At 64.7% G+C, this 14,383-nt stretch carries 11 protein-coding genes; 7 read left to right on the top strand and 4 right to left on the bottom strand.

The genetic code is table 11. The features are described 5' to 3' along the window. Positions 1-320: 320 nt before the first annotated feature. Positions 321-1,448 carry a catalase family protein gene (locus ABNQ38_RS24775; RefSeq protein ID WP_377808510.1) on the top strand — a complete coding sequence of 376 codons (1,128 nt, stop codon included), beginning with the start codon at positions 321-323 and terminating at the stop codon, positions 1,446-1,448. A 42-nt stretch (positions 1,449-1,490) separates the two neighbouring features. Here the strand turns inward: ABNQ38_RS24775 and ABNQ38_RS24770 are convergent, their stop codons facing one another. The 3 genes from ABNQ38_RS24770 to ABNQ38_RS24760 all read right to left on the bottom strand — a co-directional run bounded on the left by ABNQ38_RS24770 (position 1,491) and on the right by ABNQ38_RS24760 (position 4,596). Continuing rightward, entirely contained in the window at positions 1,491-2,033 is a 543-nt protein-coding gene (locus ABNQ38_RS24770) for a hypothetical protein (RefSeq protein WP_377808509.1), read from the bottom strand. A 95-nt stretch (positions 2,034-2,128) separates the two neighbouring features. Then, the gene (locus tag ABNQ38_RS24765; protein WP_377808508.1) at positions 2,129-2,986 is read right to left on the bottom strand and encodes a pirin family protein; all 858 of its coding nucleotides are present in this window, start codon (positions 2,984-2,986) and stop codon (positions 2,129-2,131) included. Positions 2,987-3,162: 176 nt separating this feature from the next. Then, entirely contained in the window at positions 3,163-4,596 is a 1,434-nt protein-coding gene (locus ABNQ38_RS24760; protein WP_377808506.1) for an ammonium transporter, read from the bottom strand. Positions 4,597-5,268: 672 nt separating this feature from the next. Between ABNQ38_RS24760 and glgC the strand changes: the two genes are divergently transcribed. From glgC to ABNQ38_RS24730, 6 genes are all read left to right on the top strand, one after another. Then, positions 5,269-6,540 carry a glucose-1-phosphate adenylyltransferase gene (gene glgC / locus ABNQ38_RS24755; RefSeq protein WP_377808504.1) on the top strand — a complete coding sequence of 424 codons (1,272 nt, stop codon included), beginning with the start codon at positions 5,269-5,271 and terminating at the stop codon, positions 6,538-6,540. 129 nt (positions 6,541-6,669) lie between these two features. Next, positions 6,670-8,139, top strand: a complete 1,470-nt coding sequence (gene glgA, locus ABNQ38_RS24750; protein WP_377808503.1) for a glycogen synthase GlgA — start codon at positions 6,670-6,672, stop codon at positions 8,137-8,139. Positions 8,140-8,299: 160 nt separating this feature from the next. Next, complete coding sequence (locus ABNQ38_RS24745; protein ID WP_377808500.1) at positions 8,300-8,701, top strand: DUF6516 family protein; 402 nt, start codon at positions 8,300-8,302, stop codon at positions 8,699-8,701. Continuing rightward, the gene (locus tag ABNQ38_RS24740) at positions 8,685-9,056 is read left to right on the top strand and encodes a helix-turn-helix domain-containing protein (RefSeq protein ID WP_377808498.1); all 372 of its coding nucleotides are present in this window, start codon (positions 8,685-8,687) and stop codon (positions 9,054-9,056) included. The genes ABNQ38_RS24745 and ABNQ38_RS24740 overlap by 17 nt, the downstream gene beginning before the upstream one ends. A gap of 347 nt (positions 9,057-9,403) precedes the next feature. Next, positions 9,404-9,946, top strand: a complete 543-nt coding sequence (locus ABNQ38_RS24735) for a hypothetical protein (RefSeq protein WP_377808496.1) — start codon at positions 9,404-9,406, stop codon at positions 9,944-9,946. A gap of 14 nt (positions 9,947-9,960) precedes the next feature. After that, positions 9,961-10,959: a Kiwa anti-phage protein KwaB-like domain-containing protein gene (locus ABNQ38_RS24730; protein WP_377808495.1), complete on the top strand. Its 999-nt coding sequence runs from the start codon at positions 9,961-9,963 to the stop codon at positions 10,957-10,959. A gap of 520 nt (positions 10,960-11,479) precedes the next feature. On the opposite strand, the gene ppdK is transcribed toward ABNQ38_RS24730, so the two are convergent. Beyond that, on the bottom strand, positions 11,480-14,173 hold the full coding sequence (ppdK, locus tag ABNQ38_RS24725; RefSeq protein ID WP_377808493.1) for a pyruvate, phosphate dikinase: 2,694 nt from the start codon (positions 14,171-14,173) through the stop codon (positions 11,480-11,482). Positions 14,174-14,383 lie beyond the last annotated feature (210 nt).

Below are 14,383 nucleotides of genomic sequence, written 5' to 3'. Positions count from 1 at the left end.
CAGAGTCATCTGCCAAGGACTTCCCTGGGATTCATGGTTAATTTTCCATAGGAGATTGGAGAAGTTACAAAATCCTCGCGCATGAGGCGCGACCGATTATTTGCGCAGGCCGTCCTCTCGTTTTGCAGCGCAAACCGCTACAACCGTCGGCCATTCTCGCACCTGCACAATAACCGCCCAGGATATCGCGGCTCCTTGCCAGCGGCCCTGCGCGCTATCACCGCAGGAAAGCGCGGCCACATCGTTGCGGAACAGAGGACAGTGCGCGGTTGTTGTCCCGGCAGCACCCCGCCCTTTCCTCCTCTTCGGGAGCCCCGCCCGTGTCCGCTGCCTCCACCCAGCCCACCCCCCGGCGCGCTGCCAGACCCCTGGCCTATACGCCGTCGGTCGAGAATCCGGGCCCCGATGAAGCGCAGGTCTTCAACGATCTGGCCGAAACGATGCTGTCGATCAGCGCCAGGACCTTCGAGGACAGCGGCCATGCCAACCGCAGCGTCCATGCCAAGAGCCACGGGCTGCTGATCGGCCGGTTGGATGTGCTGGACGATTTGCCGGCCGAACTGGCCCAGGGACTGTTCGCGAAGGCGGAGAGCTATCCGGCGATCCTGCGGCTGTCGACGACGCCGGGCGACATACTGCCCGACAGCGTCTCGACCCCGCGCGGCTTGGCGGTAAAGGTGCTGGGCGTGTCCGGCGAGCGGCTGCCGGGGTCGGAGGGCGAGGCCACGCAGGATTTCGTCATGGCCAACGCCCCCGCCTTCTCGGCTCCCGATGCCAGACGGTTCCTGTCGACGCTGAAGCTGCTGGCCGCCACCACCGACCGGGCGGAAACCGCGAAAAAGGTGCTTTCGGCCGGCCTGCGCGTCGCCGAACGGGTGGTGGAGGCCTTCGGCGGCGAAAGCGCGACGCTGAAGACGCTGGGCGGCCATCCGGAAACCCACATCCTGGGCGAGACCTTCTACAGCCAGGCCGCATTGCGCCATGGCGACCACATCGCCAAGCTATCGATCGTCCCGGTCTCGCCGAACCTGACCGCGCTGGAGAACGCGCCGCTGGACCTCAACGGCAAGCCGAACGGCCTGCGCGAGGCGGTGACGGAGTTCTTCCGCGACCACGAAGCCGTCTGGGAGCTGCGCGCCCAGCTGCGCACCGACGAGGAGCGCATGCCGGTGGAGGATGCCAGCGTGGTGTGGCCGGAGGATCTGAGCCCCTACCGCACCATCGCCCGCATCGCCGTGCCGCCGCAGACGGCCTGGAGCGAGGAGCGGTCGCGCGCCGGCGACGACCGGCTGTCCTTCAGCCCCTGGCATGGGCTGGCGGCGCACCGGCCGCTGGGCTCGATCATGCGCGCCCGGCGCCTTGCCTACGACCGCTCCGCCGAATTCCGCATGGAGCGGAACGGCTGCCCGATGCAGGAACCGGCGGCTGGCTACCGGCTGCCGGGGTAAGGCCAAAGGGGCGGGGACGGGGCCGGGACCGGCCCCCCACCCTCATTGCAGGCTGCGCTGCATCTCCTCGAAGGTGCGGGAGAAGCCGTTCAGCGGGAAATCGATGTCGCGCTTGCCCACGCGGGAGTTGACGCGGACCAGGATGGTCGAGCCGTTGCGGAACTGGTCGGCGACGCGGCCGGACACGAAGTTCGGGAACATGCACATGTTCAGCGTCGCCACATGCGATTCGATGCGCGGCTGGCGGTCGACGCGGATGGCGCAGCGGTCGATCAGACCCTGGCTGGTGGTCAGGAACAGGTGGAAGTCGTTGCCGGTCGGAATGATGCTGAGCGCGACGAAGCCGACATCCTTCCCGTCGTCGAACAGGCGGTAGATCATCAGCCGGCAGGTCTTGCTGTCGGTCATCCGGTCGATGTCGCACTGGTTGGTCCAGGCGCCCTCCGGCCCGAAGTCCGCCGCGGCCTTGGAGACGTCCGCCGCGGCGGCGGGCTTGGCCGTCATCGGGGCTACGATCATCGTCACGGCCAGCAGCGCCGCGGCGACCGCCGCCTTGATCCCACCCAACAGCCCCTTTGCACGCATCGCCCCGCCCCCGCCATCGTTCGTGTTAACACGGAATGCGCCATGATAACCGGCGGTGGCGGGGGTGCAAGGAACGAGATGCCGCGCACCAGGGATCAGATGCGCCCTTCCTCGAAGTCGCGGAAGGCCTGCATCACCTCTTCCCGCGTGTTCATGACGAAGGGACCGGCCCAGGCGATGGGCTCGCCGATGGGCTCGCCGGCCAGCAGCAGGAAGCGCGCGCCCTCCGGTCCGGCGACCGCCTCCACCCGCTCGCCGTCGCCCAGCACGATCACCCGCGGCCCGGAAAGCGGAGCTTCGCCCCCCACAGCCAGCGTGCCTTCGAACAGCACCAGGAAGGCGGTGTACCCAGCCGGCAGCGGCTCGGCGAAGGACACCGACGGCGGCAGCGCCACGTCGAAATAGCGGGCGTCGGTCGCCTCGGCCCGCACCGGGCCCGCCGTGCCGCGGGCGGTGTCGCCGGCGATGACGGTGACGGTCGCCCCGTCCTCGCGCCGCTCCACCGGGATGGAGGCGGCCGGGAACTCCTGATAGCGCGGCTCGGTCATCTTCAGCCGGGCCGGCAGGTTGATCCACAGCTGGAAGCCGCGCATCAGCCCTTCGGTCTGCTCCGGCATCTCCGAATGGATCAGGCCGCGGCCGGCGGTCATCCACTGCACGCCGCCGGTCTCGATCACGCCCTCATGCCCATGGTTGTCGGCATGGCGCATGCGGCCGGCCAGCATGTAGGTCACCGTCTCGAACCCGCGGTGGGGATGGTCGGGGAAACCGGCGAGATAGTCGGTCGGCCGGTCGGATCCGAACAGGTCCAGCATCAGGAAGGGGTCGAGCGTGCGCAGGCGCGGCGAGCCCAGCATGCGGGTCATGCTGACCCCGGCGCCGTCGGAGGTCGCCATGCCCTCGACGGCGGCAAGCACCGGGCGGACAGCGGGGGCGGCTGGCTTGGCGGACATGGCGGCAACTCCTGAGCGGACACAATGACGATGCACCACAGGTAGTCCCTCGCAGCCCCGCCGTGAAGCCGGCCCGCCCGCGCCACAGCGTTCCGCTCCGCGCAACAATCGGACACGGAAAAGGCCGCCGGAGAACCGGCGGCCTTTCGCGAGAGACCCGTGGGAAAGGGATGTTCTTAGTGGATGCTCTCGCCATGCAGGGCGAGGTCGAGACCGTCGCGCTCCACATCTTCCTCGACGCGCAGGCCCATGACCACGTCGACGATTTTCAGCAGGACGAAGGTGGCGATGGCGCACCAGGCGACGGTGTAGGCGACGCCCTGGACCTGGATCCACACGGCGGCGGCGTTGCCTTCCAGCAGGCCCAGCGTGGCCTTCGGGTCGGCCTGGAGGACGGAGGCGAAGCCGCCTTCGCTGTTGGACACCGACATCTTGGCGAAGACGCCGGTCAGGATGGCGCCGATCAGGCCGCCGACACCGTGCACGCCGAAGGCGTCCAGGCTGTCGTCATAGCCCAGCATGTGCTTGAGGCTGGTGGCCGACCAGAAGCAGACCACGCCGGCGACGATGCCGATGACGATGGCACCCGTCGGATCGACGAAGCCGGCGGCCGGGGTCACCGCGACCAGGCCGGCGACGGCGCCGGAGATGATGCCGAGGATCGACGGCTTGCCCTTGACGATCCACTCCGCGAACAGCCAGCCCATGGCGGCACCGGCGGTGGCGATGTGCGTGGCGGCCAGCGCCATGCCGGCGCGCGGACCGGCGGTCAGGGCCGAACCGGCGTTGAAGCCGAACCAGCCGACCCACAGCAGCGAGGCGCCGATCAGCGACAGCACCAGGTTGTGCGGCATGAAGGCTTCCTTCGGGTAGCCCTTGCGCTTGCCGATCACCAGCGCGGCGACCAGGCCGGCGACGCCAGCGTTGATGTGCACGACGGTGCCGCCGGCGAAGTCCAGCACGCCCAGGCCGAACAGGAAGCCCGACGGGTACCAGACCCAGTGAGCGATCGGCGCATAGACCACGATCGACCACAGCGCGGTGAAGACCAGCAGGGAGGAGAACTTCATGCGGTCGGCGAAGGCGCCGGTGATCAGGGCCGGGGTGATGATCGCGAAGGTCATCTGGAACATCATGAAGACCGGCTCGGGGATGGTCGTCGGGACACCCGACCCCGTCGCCTCGCCCAGCACGAAGGCCTTCGTGAAGTCGAGCCCGTTGAGGAACAGCCGGTCGAGACCGCCGACATAGGCGCCGGTGCCGGTGAAGGCCAGGCTGTAGCCGATGACGTACCACAGGACGCTGATCAGGCAGGTGATGGCGAAGCTCTGCATCACCGTCGACAGCACGTTCATCTTGCGGACCATGCCGCCGTAGAACAGCGCCAGGCCGGGGATGGTCATCATCAGCACCAGCGCGGTGGAGATGAGCATCCAGGCAGTGTCGCCGCCATTCAGCGCCGGAGCCGCCGGTGCGGCAGCAGCGGTGGCAGCCGCAGCCGCGGCAGCGGCGGCAGCCGCCGGATCCTGGGCAAGGGCTGCGGCCGGCATGCCGACCGCGCCCAGAGCAACCGCCATCATCGGTGCGGCCATAAGGAACAGACGGTTCATCGAGGCTCCTCTTTCTCCAAAATCGCTCCCACCCCCGGACGGCCGGCGCGGCACCGGAGGTGTTCCGCGCACAGGGCACCGCACTGGGGCGACCCCGTCCCGGTCGCCCCGTCCCCGGCAAAGACGGGGCGGCGGACGGGACCAAGGACGCCTCCACCGTTACAAGAAGCGTGCCAGTCGAAAACGGCTTGGAATCGTCAGGGTTGTCTCGGGCCGGGCCCCCCGAACGGGCACCCTCCTACGAGTCGCACCCGGTGTTTGCACAGGAAATAGGCAGATTTTGGAACCGACATTTCGCCGCAAATTCCGGGCTTTCGACCGAACGGCAGGGCCGGCAGCCCAGCTTCGCTCCGCTTTCATCCAGCATTCTGGCTGCCATTCCGGCAAATGATGAAAATTTGGGCACATCATGGCCTGCAAGACGCCCATTGCGACGGCATCGCAGCCGTCCCGGCCCAACACCCTACCTCTTTCATCCAGTCCGTTCGGAGGGGTGGTGCATACGCCCCTCTTTCCTCCTAGGACCGCGAAGAGGTATTGCGGCGGGTAAGCCGATGCGACCCTTCCGCCGCGCCTATTGGACATGGCGGCGAGATGTGGCACCGTCAACGCCTCCATATGGAATGGCCGCAGGCGAGCGGCCGCAAGAATAAGGCAAAGGGGGTAACGGCCATGCTCGACAAACGGGATCTGCGCCTCGCACCGCGACGTGCGGTGGCGCTGGTGCTGGCCGGGGGACGCGGAAGCCGTCTGAAGCAGCTGACCGACCGGCGGGCCAAGCCGGCGACCTATTTCGGCGGCAAGTACCGCATCATCGACTTCGCGCTGTCCAACTGCGTCAACTCCGGCTTCCGCCGCATCGGCGTGCTGACGCAGTACAAGTCTCACAGCCTTCTGCGCCATCTCCAGCGCGGCTGGAACGTCTTCCGCGGCGAGATGAACGAGTTCTGCGACCTGCTGCCGGCCCAGCAGCGCGTCAGCGAGACCGAGTGGTACCAGGGCACCGCCGACGCCGTGTACCAGAACCTCGACATCCTGCGCGATCACGAGCCGGAATATGTCCTGATCCTGGCCGGCGATCACATCTACAAGATGGACTACGGCGCGCTGCTGCTCGACCACATCGACCGCAAGGCCGACGTCACCGTCCCCTGCATCGCGGTCCCGCGCGAACAGGCGACCGGCTTCGGCGTCATGCACATCGACGAGGAGCGCCGCATCATCGACTTCGTCGAGAAGCCGGCCGACCCGCCGCCGATGCCGGGCCGCCCCGACATGGCGCTGGCCAGCATGGGCATCTACGTCTTCAACGCCCAGTTCCTCTACGAACAGCTGGAGCGCGACGTCGCCACCCCCGGCTCCAGCCGGGATTTCGGCAAGGACATCATCCCGCATCTGGTGAAGACCGGCGCCCGGATCGTCGCCCATGACTATGCCGACAGCGCCATCATCGACGCGCCCGACAACAGCCCCTACTGGCGCGACGTCGGCACCATCGACGCCTATTGGGAATCCAACCTCGACCTCTGCCATGTCACGCCGCAGTTGAACATGTACAACCGCGACTGGCCGATCTTCACCTATCAGGAACAGCTTCCCCCCGCCAAATTCGTCTTCGACGACGAGAACCGCCGCGGCACGGCGATCGACAGCCTGGTGTCGGGCGGCTGCATCATCTCTGGCTCCACCGTGCGCCGCTCGCTGCTGTTCAGCTCGGTCCGCGTCAACTCCTACAGCGAGCTGTACGAGGCGGTGGTGCTGCCGGAGTGCGACATCGGCCGCCATTGCCGCCTGAAGAAGGTGGTGATCGACCGCGGCGTCAGCATCCCCAACGGCCTCGTCGTCGGCGAGGACGCGGAGCTGGACGCCAAGCGCTTCCACCGCAGCGAGGGCGGCGTCGTCCTGATCACCCGCGAGATGATCGAGAAGCTGCCGAAGGAGTAAGGCGGCCTTTCGCCGCCCGTCTTCCGCGCCGATGCGGTCCGGCTCCCCACCGGCCCCGCATCGGCGCTATAGCATGCCTGCGCCCTCCGGCCTTCCGCCCCTCCTGCCTTTCATCCGAGTGCCTTCCCGATGCGCGTCCTCTACGTCACGTCCGAATGCTACCCGATGGTCAAGACGGGGGGGCTGGCGGACGTGTCCGCCGCCCTGCCGCCGGCCCTGAACGCCGCCGGCGCCGATGTCCGCCTGCTGCTGCCGGGCTATCCCGCCGTTCTGAACAGCCTGCAGAACCTGCATGAGGTCGGCGACCTGATCACCGACCTGCCCGGCTGCGACCGCGCCCAGCTGTGCATCGGCCGCACCGCCGACGGGGTTCTCGCCTATGCGCTGAAGGCGCCGTCGCTGTACGACCGTCCCGGCAACCCCTATCTCGGGCCGGACGGCAAGGACTGGGCCGACAACGCCCTGCGCTTCGCAGCATTGGCCTGGGTCGCCGCCGGCTTCGCGGCGGAGACCTCCTACGATCCCTGGTGGCGGCCCGACATCCTGCACGGCCATGATTGGCAGGCGGCGCTGATCCCCGCCTATCTGACCCTGCGCCCCGACCGCTTCGCCGGCCCCTTCCGGCCGGGCACGGTGCTGACCATCCACAACATCGCTTATCAGGGCCTGTTCGGCCCCTGGATGATGGGCGACCTCGGCCTGCCCTCCTCCAGCTTCCGCGTCGATGGGGTCGAGTATTACGGCAACATCAGCTTCCTGAAGGCCGGTTGCTTCTATGCCGACCGCCTGACCACGGTCAGCCCGACCTACGCCAACGAGATCCAGACGGCGGAGCACGGCACCGGCCTGCAGGGCCTGCTCGCCACCCGCTCCGACGTGCTGACCGGCATTCTGAACGGCGTCGATTACGCGGTGTGGGATCCGGCGACCGATCCGCATCTGCCGGCCCGCTACAGCGCCGACGATCTTGGCGGAAAGGACGCCTGCAAGGCCGACCTGCAATCCGCCTTCGGCCTGGACCGCCGGCCCGACGCCCCGCTAGCCGCCGTGGTCAGCCGCCTGACCTGGCACAAGGGCCTCGATCTGGTGCTGGAGGCCGCCGGCCAATGGGTGTCCTGGGGCGGCCAGCTGGTGGTTCTGGGCAGCGGCGACGCTTCCAGCGAGGCCGGTTTCCGCCAGCTTGCCCAGTGGCATCCGCAGTCCATCGGCGTCCGCATCGGCTATGACGAGCCGCTGTCCCACCGCATCCAGGCCGGTGCCGACCTGTTCCTGGTGCCGTCCCGCTCGGAGCCCTGCGGCCTGACCCAGCTCTATGCCCTGAAATACGGCACGCTGCCGCTGGTCCGCCGCACCGGCGGCCTCGCCGACACGGTGATCGACGCCAACCCGGCCGCCAGCGCCGATGGCAGCGCGACGGGGTTCCAGTTCGTCAACGCGACCGGCCAGGAACTGGTGTGGGCGCTGCGCCGCGCGATGAGCGTCTACCGTAAGCCCGACCGCTGGCAGGCGATGCAACGCCGCGCCATGACGCGGGACTTCGGCTGGCACGGGCCGGCGGAGGAGTATATGGAGCTGTATCGGGGTCTCGGGGAACGTTAGGCGGGGGCCGGGTCGCTACCCGTTTTCCAGCGGAGCACCAAGGGGGGTGGTTCCTCTCACGACGCCAGGGAAGAGCCCTGCCCCTGTCATCCAGCCCTAGCTTATATCTTTTTGCGATATTCAATGATGCCATATTGAAGCATATATCAGTGAGCGATATATGGTTGATGAAGCGATTGAGCGCCTTCTCGGGTATCACCAGCGGCGCTACTGGCTGGAGAATGGGTGGAGCCTGCGGTTTCGCATCTGGCAAACGCCGGTCACAGCGGAGAAGCCCCACGGCATGCGCTATTCGCTGACCCTGCACGATGTGGACGGCACCCGCCTGATGGGCTTCGACAACGCGCATGGAGTCGGCCGGGAAACGCACTTCGACCATGAGCACCGTTATGGCCGTGTGGCCGATCCGGTTCCCTATACCTTCACCGGAGCGGACGCGCTGCTGACCGATTTCTTCGCGGCGACGGAGCGCGCCTGCCGGACGGCGGGTGTCGCACTGACCATCGCGATGGAGGACACCGAGGATGACGAAGGAGAGACCGGCGATGCGGACCTTGCATGATTTGCGCGACGAGATGCTGGCGGTCGCCCAGGGCACCCGCCCGGTTCCCCCGATGCAGTCCGTGACGGATGGCAAGTCGGTGTCCGGCCTTCTCGGCGTGCTGACTCCGGCCAATCGGGCATTGATGCACCTGATCGCCACCGAACGCCCGGAGACGGTCTCCCGCCTCGCCCAACTCGCCGACCGCGCCCAGCCGAATGTCTCGCGCGCTCTGCAAGACCTAGCGAAGCACGGTCTGGTGCGGCTGGTCCGTGATGGAATGAGCATCCGGCCGGAACTGGTCGCGGCGGAAATCGACGTCGATCTGGTGCGCGGGACTTGCCGGGTGGTGCCGATGGCGGTGGCGGCAGAGTAAGGAACGGCTGCGGATTGCCGGAGCTACAGAGAGTTGCTGTTGCAACTGCTGTTCTCCGCTCGGTGCAGGTCACTAGCCACGTCCCGAACTTCTAGGCCAACGCCGCCAAGGCAGTAAAAGCGGTTTTGAGGGGCTAATACCCGAAACGCTACTGGCCTAACAACCCACTGGAAGCCGGAACGTTCGCAAGGGCGAAGCCGAAGGGGCATGCGAGATAGGTGGCTGATTCACGCCATAGTAACCCCCTGCGAAGCTTTCCAAGTGAAGGGCTAGGTTGGTTAGATGGCGAAAAATGTTGAAGGCATCTTCCATATCCATTATGTTCTATTTTTGTTCCGGAGGAAGGGATGACGACTTGGTATCGTGCTCGCTTCCTGTTCTGCTCATTTGGACCACTTTATCTGTTGCTCTGTGTCGGTTTAGCAGTGCAGCACGAATGGGGGAAGCAGGGCTTAGAAGGAAACGACATTATCGTGATGGCAATTGCAGGAGCCTTTTTTCTCCTGTCAATTTTTGTGTTCTTGGATTTACGCAATGGCTTCTCTGCCGCATCTCCCTCTCGATATGCCGTAAAGCCATTAGAATCACTTGATCAAAGCGTTCTTGGATATATGCTTTCTTATATTCCCCCGCTTATGATCGATGATCTTAGCTTACCTGCAAAGGTTGCTCCAGCCATCGTTTTTTATGTCGTTTTGATTTTGATTATGCTTCGAACCGATGCAATGTACGTCAATCCTTATTTTTTATTATTTAAATATAGGATCTTCCGCGTCGAACTCCCTAACAGCCGCTCCATAACGGTCATTACGCAGAAACAGGAGATCTTACCTGGGGAAACTGTTACATTGCACGAAATTCAACCTTCGAAGCTATACTTCTCTTCGTGATTCTGAGAGACGCCATGCCTCTGATTGACGATGCCTTTGCTGCTTTGACCGATATGCGAGTGACTCTGAATGCGCGAGACCGAATTGGTTGCCATGTACTCATATTCTCTCCCAAAACACGAGAGCGACGGGAAAATTGGCATAAAGTAGCAATGCAAGGATCTGTTGCAGATCGTATAGCGTCTTCCGCTCGAGAAGCGTTGCTCAAGTTAGAGAACCGCGCAACCGATGATCAAGCACTCGAAGAGTTTGACTTTGATGCTATGGCCGATGGCTGCATCGGTGTCATGTCTCTTGCCGATGTTCCTGCTATTGCAAATTGGCTTGACGCGATTCCAGGCGACGATTGGCCTTTAAGGTTCGACGGTGATGAACAGGTGATCGAGAAGGCACGCTTCTACGTTACACGGCTTAACTTCGCTGACGGTCGCCTCCTTACGCTTGTTCGTGGCTCCCGCGGATTAACGGTCACACTTCGAGAACAAGGGATGGTGGCTGCTATATTCAGCCGTGAGCAAAACGAGATGGTAGCTATTGATGGAGCCGTTGTGAGTTTTGACGGCGCCATCGACTTCCTTGCTTGGGAAGGAATGGTATTTATCTTGAATTTTCGAACCTTCGAGTCTGTTACTAATATTCGGGATGTGACAATTAGAAAAGCAACTGGAGCTTTAGACGATCTAGCAGCCAGATTTGGCTTAGGGAATAATATACAAGCGATAAAAGACGAGATTGGAAAACGCACTCTTCTTGCGAAAAGGCTAGCCGCCGCGCATCGACACGGCATTATCGCTGACGTTGATCCACAAAGCCTTGTGGATAGGGCTGCAGAAAAGCAACTACGGCTACGCTGCCATATGAATAATGGAAATGTACACTTTGACATTGACCATAATAACCAAGGAGAAATTCAGGACTTTGTAGACCTACTCACTGACTTTTTCCTCAAGTCCCCTGTGACAGGTCGCGAGTGGGAGGCCGTTGTAAAGCGGACACCAAAAGCCAGACGCTAATGAACAAACTGCTGATAACTTGTAGACTAAAAATCATCGCCGAAGCGCCCTCCCAAGCTGCCGCTAGCCAAACTATCCCTATACGCAATGTCGCGTACTGGCTCGATAGCTGGGGTACTCCCGACGAACGACCAGCTGCATCACCGCAGTAGGCCACACGCCCCCCCTTTCCCACGCCCCCTTAACACCGACCGCCACCCATGATAGGACTATAAGCCTCAGCCGCCCGAAGAGTGTCCTGCATGCATCGCGACTGGTGCCACGTCCCCTTGCGCCCGCCCTCCCGCGCACCCGCCCCGCCGGATGGAACAGTGAACAGCCCCCGGAAAACCGTTCCAACCTGTTCCAAACGTTCCATCCGACCGCCACCACCCATGCCCGGCGGCGGCGCGTGGAACAGTGAACAGTCCCCCGAAAACCGTTCCACGCTGTTCCACCAACCCAACCCCGCCCCCAAAACGAAACGGCCCCCTTCCCTTGCGGGAAGAGGGCCGAAGTCGTTTCAGCTACCCGAACAGGTTCAGTCGCGCTTGACCGTGTCGCTGTTCAGCGCAGCCTGCGCCGCCGCCAGACGGGCGATCGGCACGCGGTAGGGCGAGCAGGAGACATAGGTCAGACCGACCTTCTCGCAGAAGGAGATCGAGGCCGGGTCGCCGCCATGCTCGCCGCAGATGCCGAGCTTGATGTCCGGACGGACCTTCCGGCCGCGCTCGGTGGCGATCTCCACCAGTTCGCCGACGCCGGTGACGTCCAGCGACTGGAACGGGTCCTGCTCCAGGATGCCCTGGCGCTGGTACTCCGGCAGGAAGCTGCCGGCGTCGTCACGCGACAGGCCCAGCGTGGTCTGGGTCAGGTCGTTGGTACCGTAGCTGAAGAACTCGGCCGACTCGGCGATCTCGCCGGCCTTCAGGGCCGCGCGCGGGATCTCGATCATCGTGCCGGTCAGATACTCCACCGTCACGCCGGTCTCGGCCTTCACCTGCTCGGCGGCGCGGTCGATCACCGCCTTGAGGATGTCGAACTCCTTGCGGGTGATGATCAGCGGGATCATCACTTCGGGAATGACGGCCTCGCCGGTGGTCTTGGCGACCTCGGCGGCGGCGGCGAAGATGGCGCGGGCCTGCATCTCGTAGATCTCGGGGTACGAGATGCCCAGACGGCAGCCGCGATGGCCCAGCATCGGGTTCGCTTCATGCAGCTGGATGGTGCGGTGGCGCACCCGCAGCGGATCGGTGCCGGTGGCCTGGGCGACCTCCGCCATGTCCTCTTCGGTGTTGGGCAGGAACTCGTGCAGCGGCGGGTCGAGCAGGCGGATCGTCACCGGCAGGCCGGCCATGATCGTGAACAGATCGACGAAGTCCTTCTTCTGGAAGGGCTCCAGCTTGGCGAGCGCCTTGCGGCGGCCGGCCTCGTCCTCCGCCAGGATCATCTCGCGGACGGCCAGGATGCGCTCCGGGTCGAAGAACATGTGCTCGGTGCGCGACAGGCCGATGCCCTCGGCGCCGAACTTCCGCGCGGTGCGGGCGTCCAGCGGGGTCTCGGCGTTGGCGCGAACCTTCATCCGGCGGATCTTGTCGGCCCAGCCCATCAGGGTGGCGAAGTCGCCCGACATCTCCGGCTGGATCGTCGGAACCTCGCCCAGCATCACCTCGCCGGTGGAGCCGTCGATGGTCAGGATGTCGCCTTCCTTGACGGCGACGCCGCGGACCGACATCTGCTTGGTCTTGTAGTCGATGCGCAGGTCGCCGGCGCCCGACACGCAGGCACGGCCCATGCCGCGGGCAACCACCGCCGCATGGCTGGTCATGCCGCCGCGGCTGGTCAGGATGCCGCGGGCGGCGTGCATGCCGTGGATGTCCTCAGGCGAGGTCTCGATGCGGCAGAGGATCACCGACTCGCCCTTGCCGGCCATCTGCTCGGCCTCGTCGGCGGTGAAGACCACCTTGCCCGACGCCGCACCGGGGGAAGCCGGCAGGCCCTTGGCGATGATCTTGCGGTCGGCCTTGGGGTCCAGCGTCGGGTGCAGCAGCTGGTCGAGCGAGGCCGGATCGATGCGGCGGACCGCCTCGTTCTGGTCGATGACGCCCTCGTTCGCCAGATCGACGGCGATCTTCAGCGCCGCCGGGGCGGTGCGCTTGCCGTTGCGGGTCTGCAGCATGAACAGCTTGTTCTGCTGGACGGTGAACTCGATGTCCTGCATGTCGCGGTAGTGCTTCTCCAGCTTGAGGCGGACCTCGTTCAGCTGATTGAACACCTCCGGCATCACCTCCTCCATGGCGGGGAGGTCGGATTTGTTGGCGATCTTGCCGGCGACGGTCAGGTGCTGCGGCGTGCGGATGCCGGCGACGACGTCCTCGCCCTGGGCATTGACCAGATACTCGCCGTAGAAGGCGTTCTCGCCGGTCGACGGGTTGCGGGTGAAGGCCACGCCGGTGGCGCAGTCGTTGCCCATGTTGCCGAAGACCATGCACTGCACGTTGACCGCGGTGCCCCAGGCGGCCGGGATGTCGTGCAGCTTGCGGTAGGTGATGGCGCGGGCGTTCATCCACGAATCGAAGACGGCGCCGATGGCGCCCCACAGCTGCTCCTGCACATCCTGCGGGAAGGGCCGGCCCAGCTCGCGCTCGACCGCCTTCTTGTAGTCCTCGATGACCGCCTGCCAGTCTTCGGCCGACAGGTCGGTGTCGAGGTTGTAGGACTTGTCGCGCTTGTGGTTGTCGAGGATGTCCTCGAAATGGTGATGCTCAACGTCGAGCACGACGTTGGAGTACATCTGGATGAAGCGGCGGTAGCTGTCGTAGGCGAAGCGGCCGTCGCCCGACCGCTTGGCGAGGCCGGCTGCGGTCGCGTCGTTCAGGCCCAGGTTGAGGACGGTGTCCATCATGCCCGGCATCGACGCACGGGCGCCGGACCGGACCGACACCAGCAGCGGGTTGGCCTGATCGCCGAACTTGGCGTCCATCGCCGTTTCCAGCCGCGTGATGGCGGCGTTCACCTGCGCCGTCAGCTCCGGCGGATAGGAGCGTCCGTTGGCGTAGAAATAGGTGCACAGCTCGGTGGTGATCGTGAAGCCCGGCGGAACGGGCAGGCCAAGATTGGCCATTTCGGCCAGATTGGCGCCCTTGCCGCCCAGCAGGTTCTTCATCTCGGCCCGTCCTTCGGTGGCACCGGCCCCGAAGCTGTAGACCCACTTGGATTCACCCTGGCTCGCCATTGCGGATTTCCTCTCGCCCCATGGTCGTCCGGCGTGCGGGTGCTCCCCTTGTGTCCCCCGGACATTCCACCCGGCGGAAATCCGCAAGGCGGAACACCGTGGTCAGTTTGCTTGACCGCACATGCCGCTGAGTGGACCTTCTATCGCCCCAAACGTTGGGACACAAGACAGTCGCGTGGTCTAGAACAGGATGACCTGCGCTTCGCCGGC

Source organism: Azospirillum sp. A29 (assembly GCF_042604625.1).
In the GTDB taxonomy this organism is placed as follows: Bacteria; Pseudomonadota; Alphaproteobacteria; order Azospirillales; family Azospirillaceae; genus Azospirillum; species Azospirillum palustre.
This window is presented reverse-complemented; position numbering and strand designations above follow the sequence as displayed.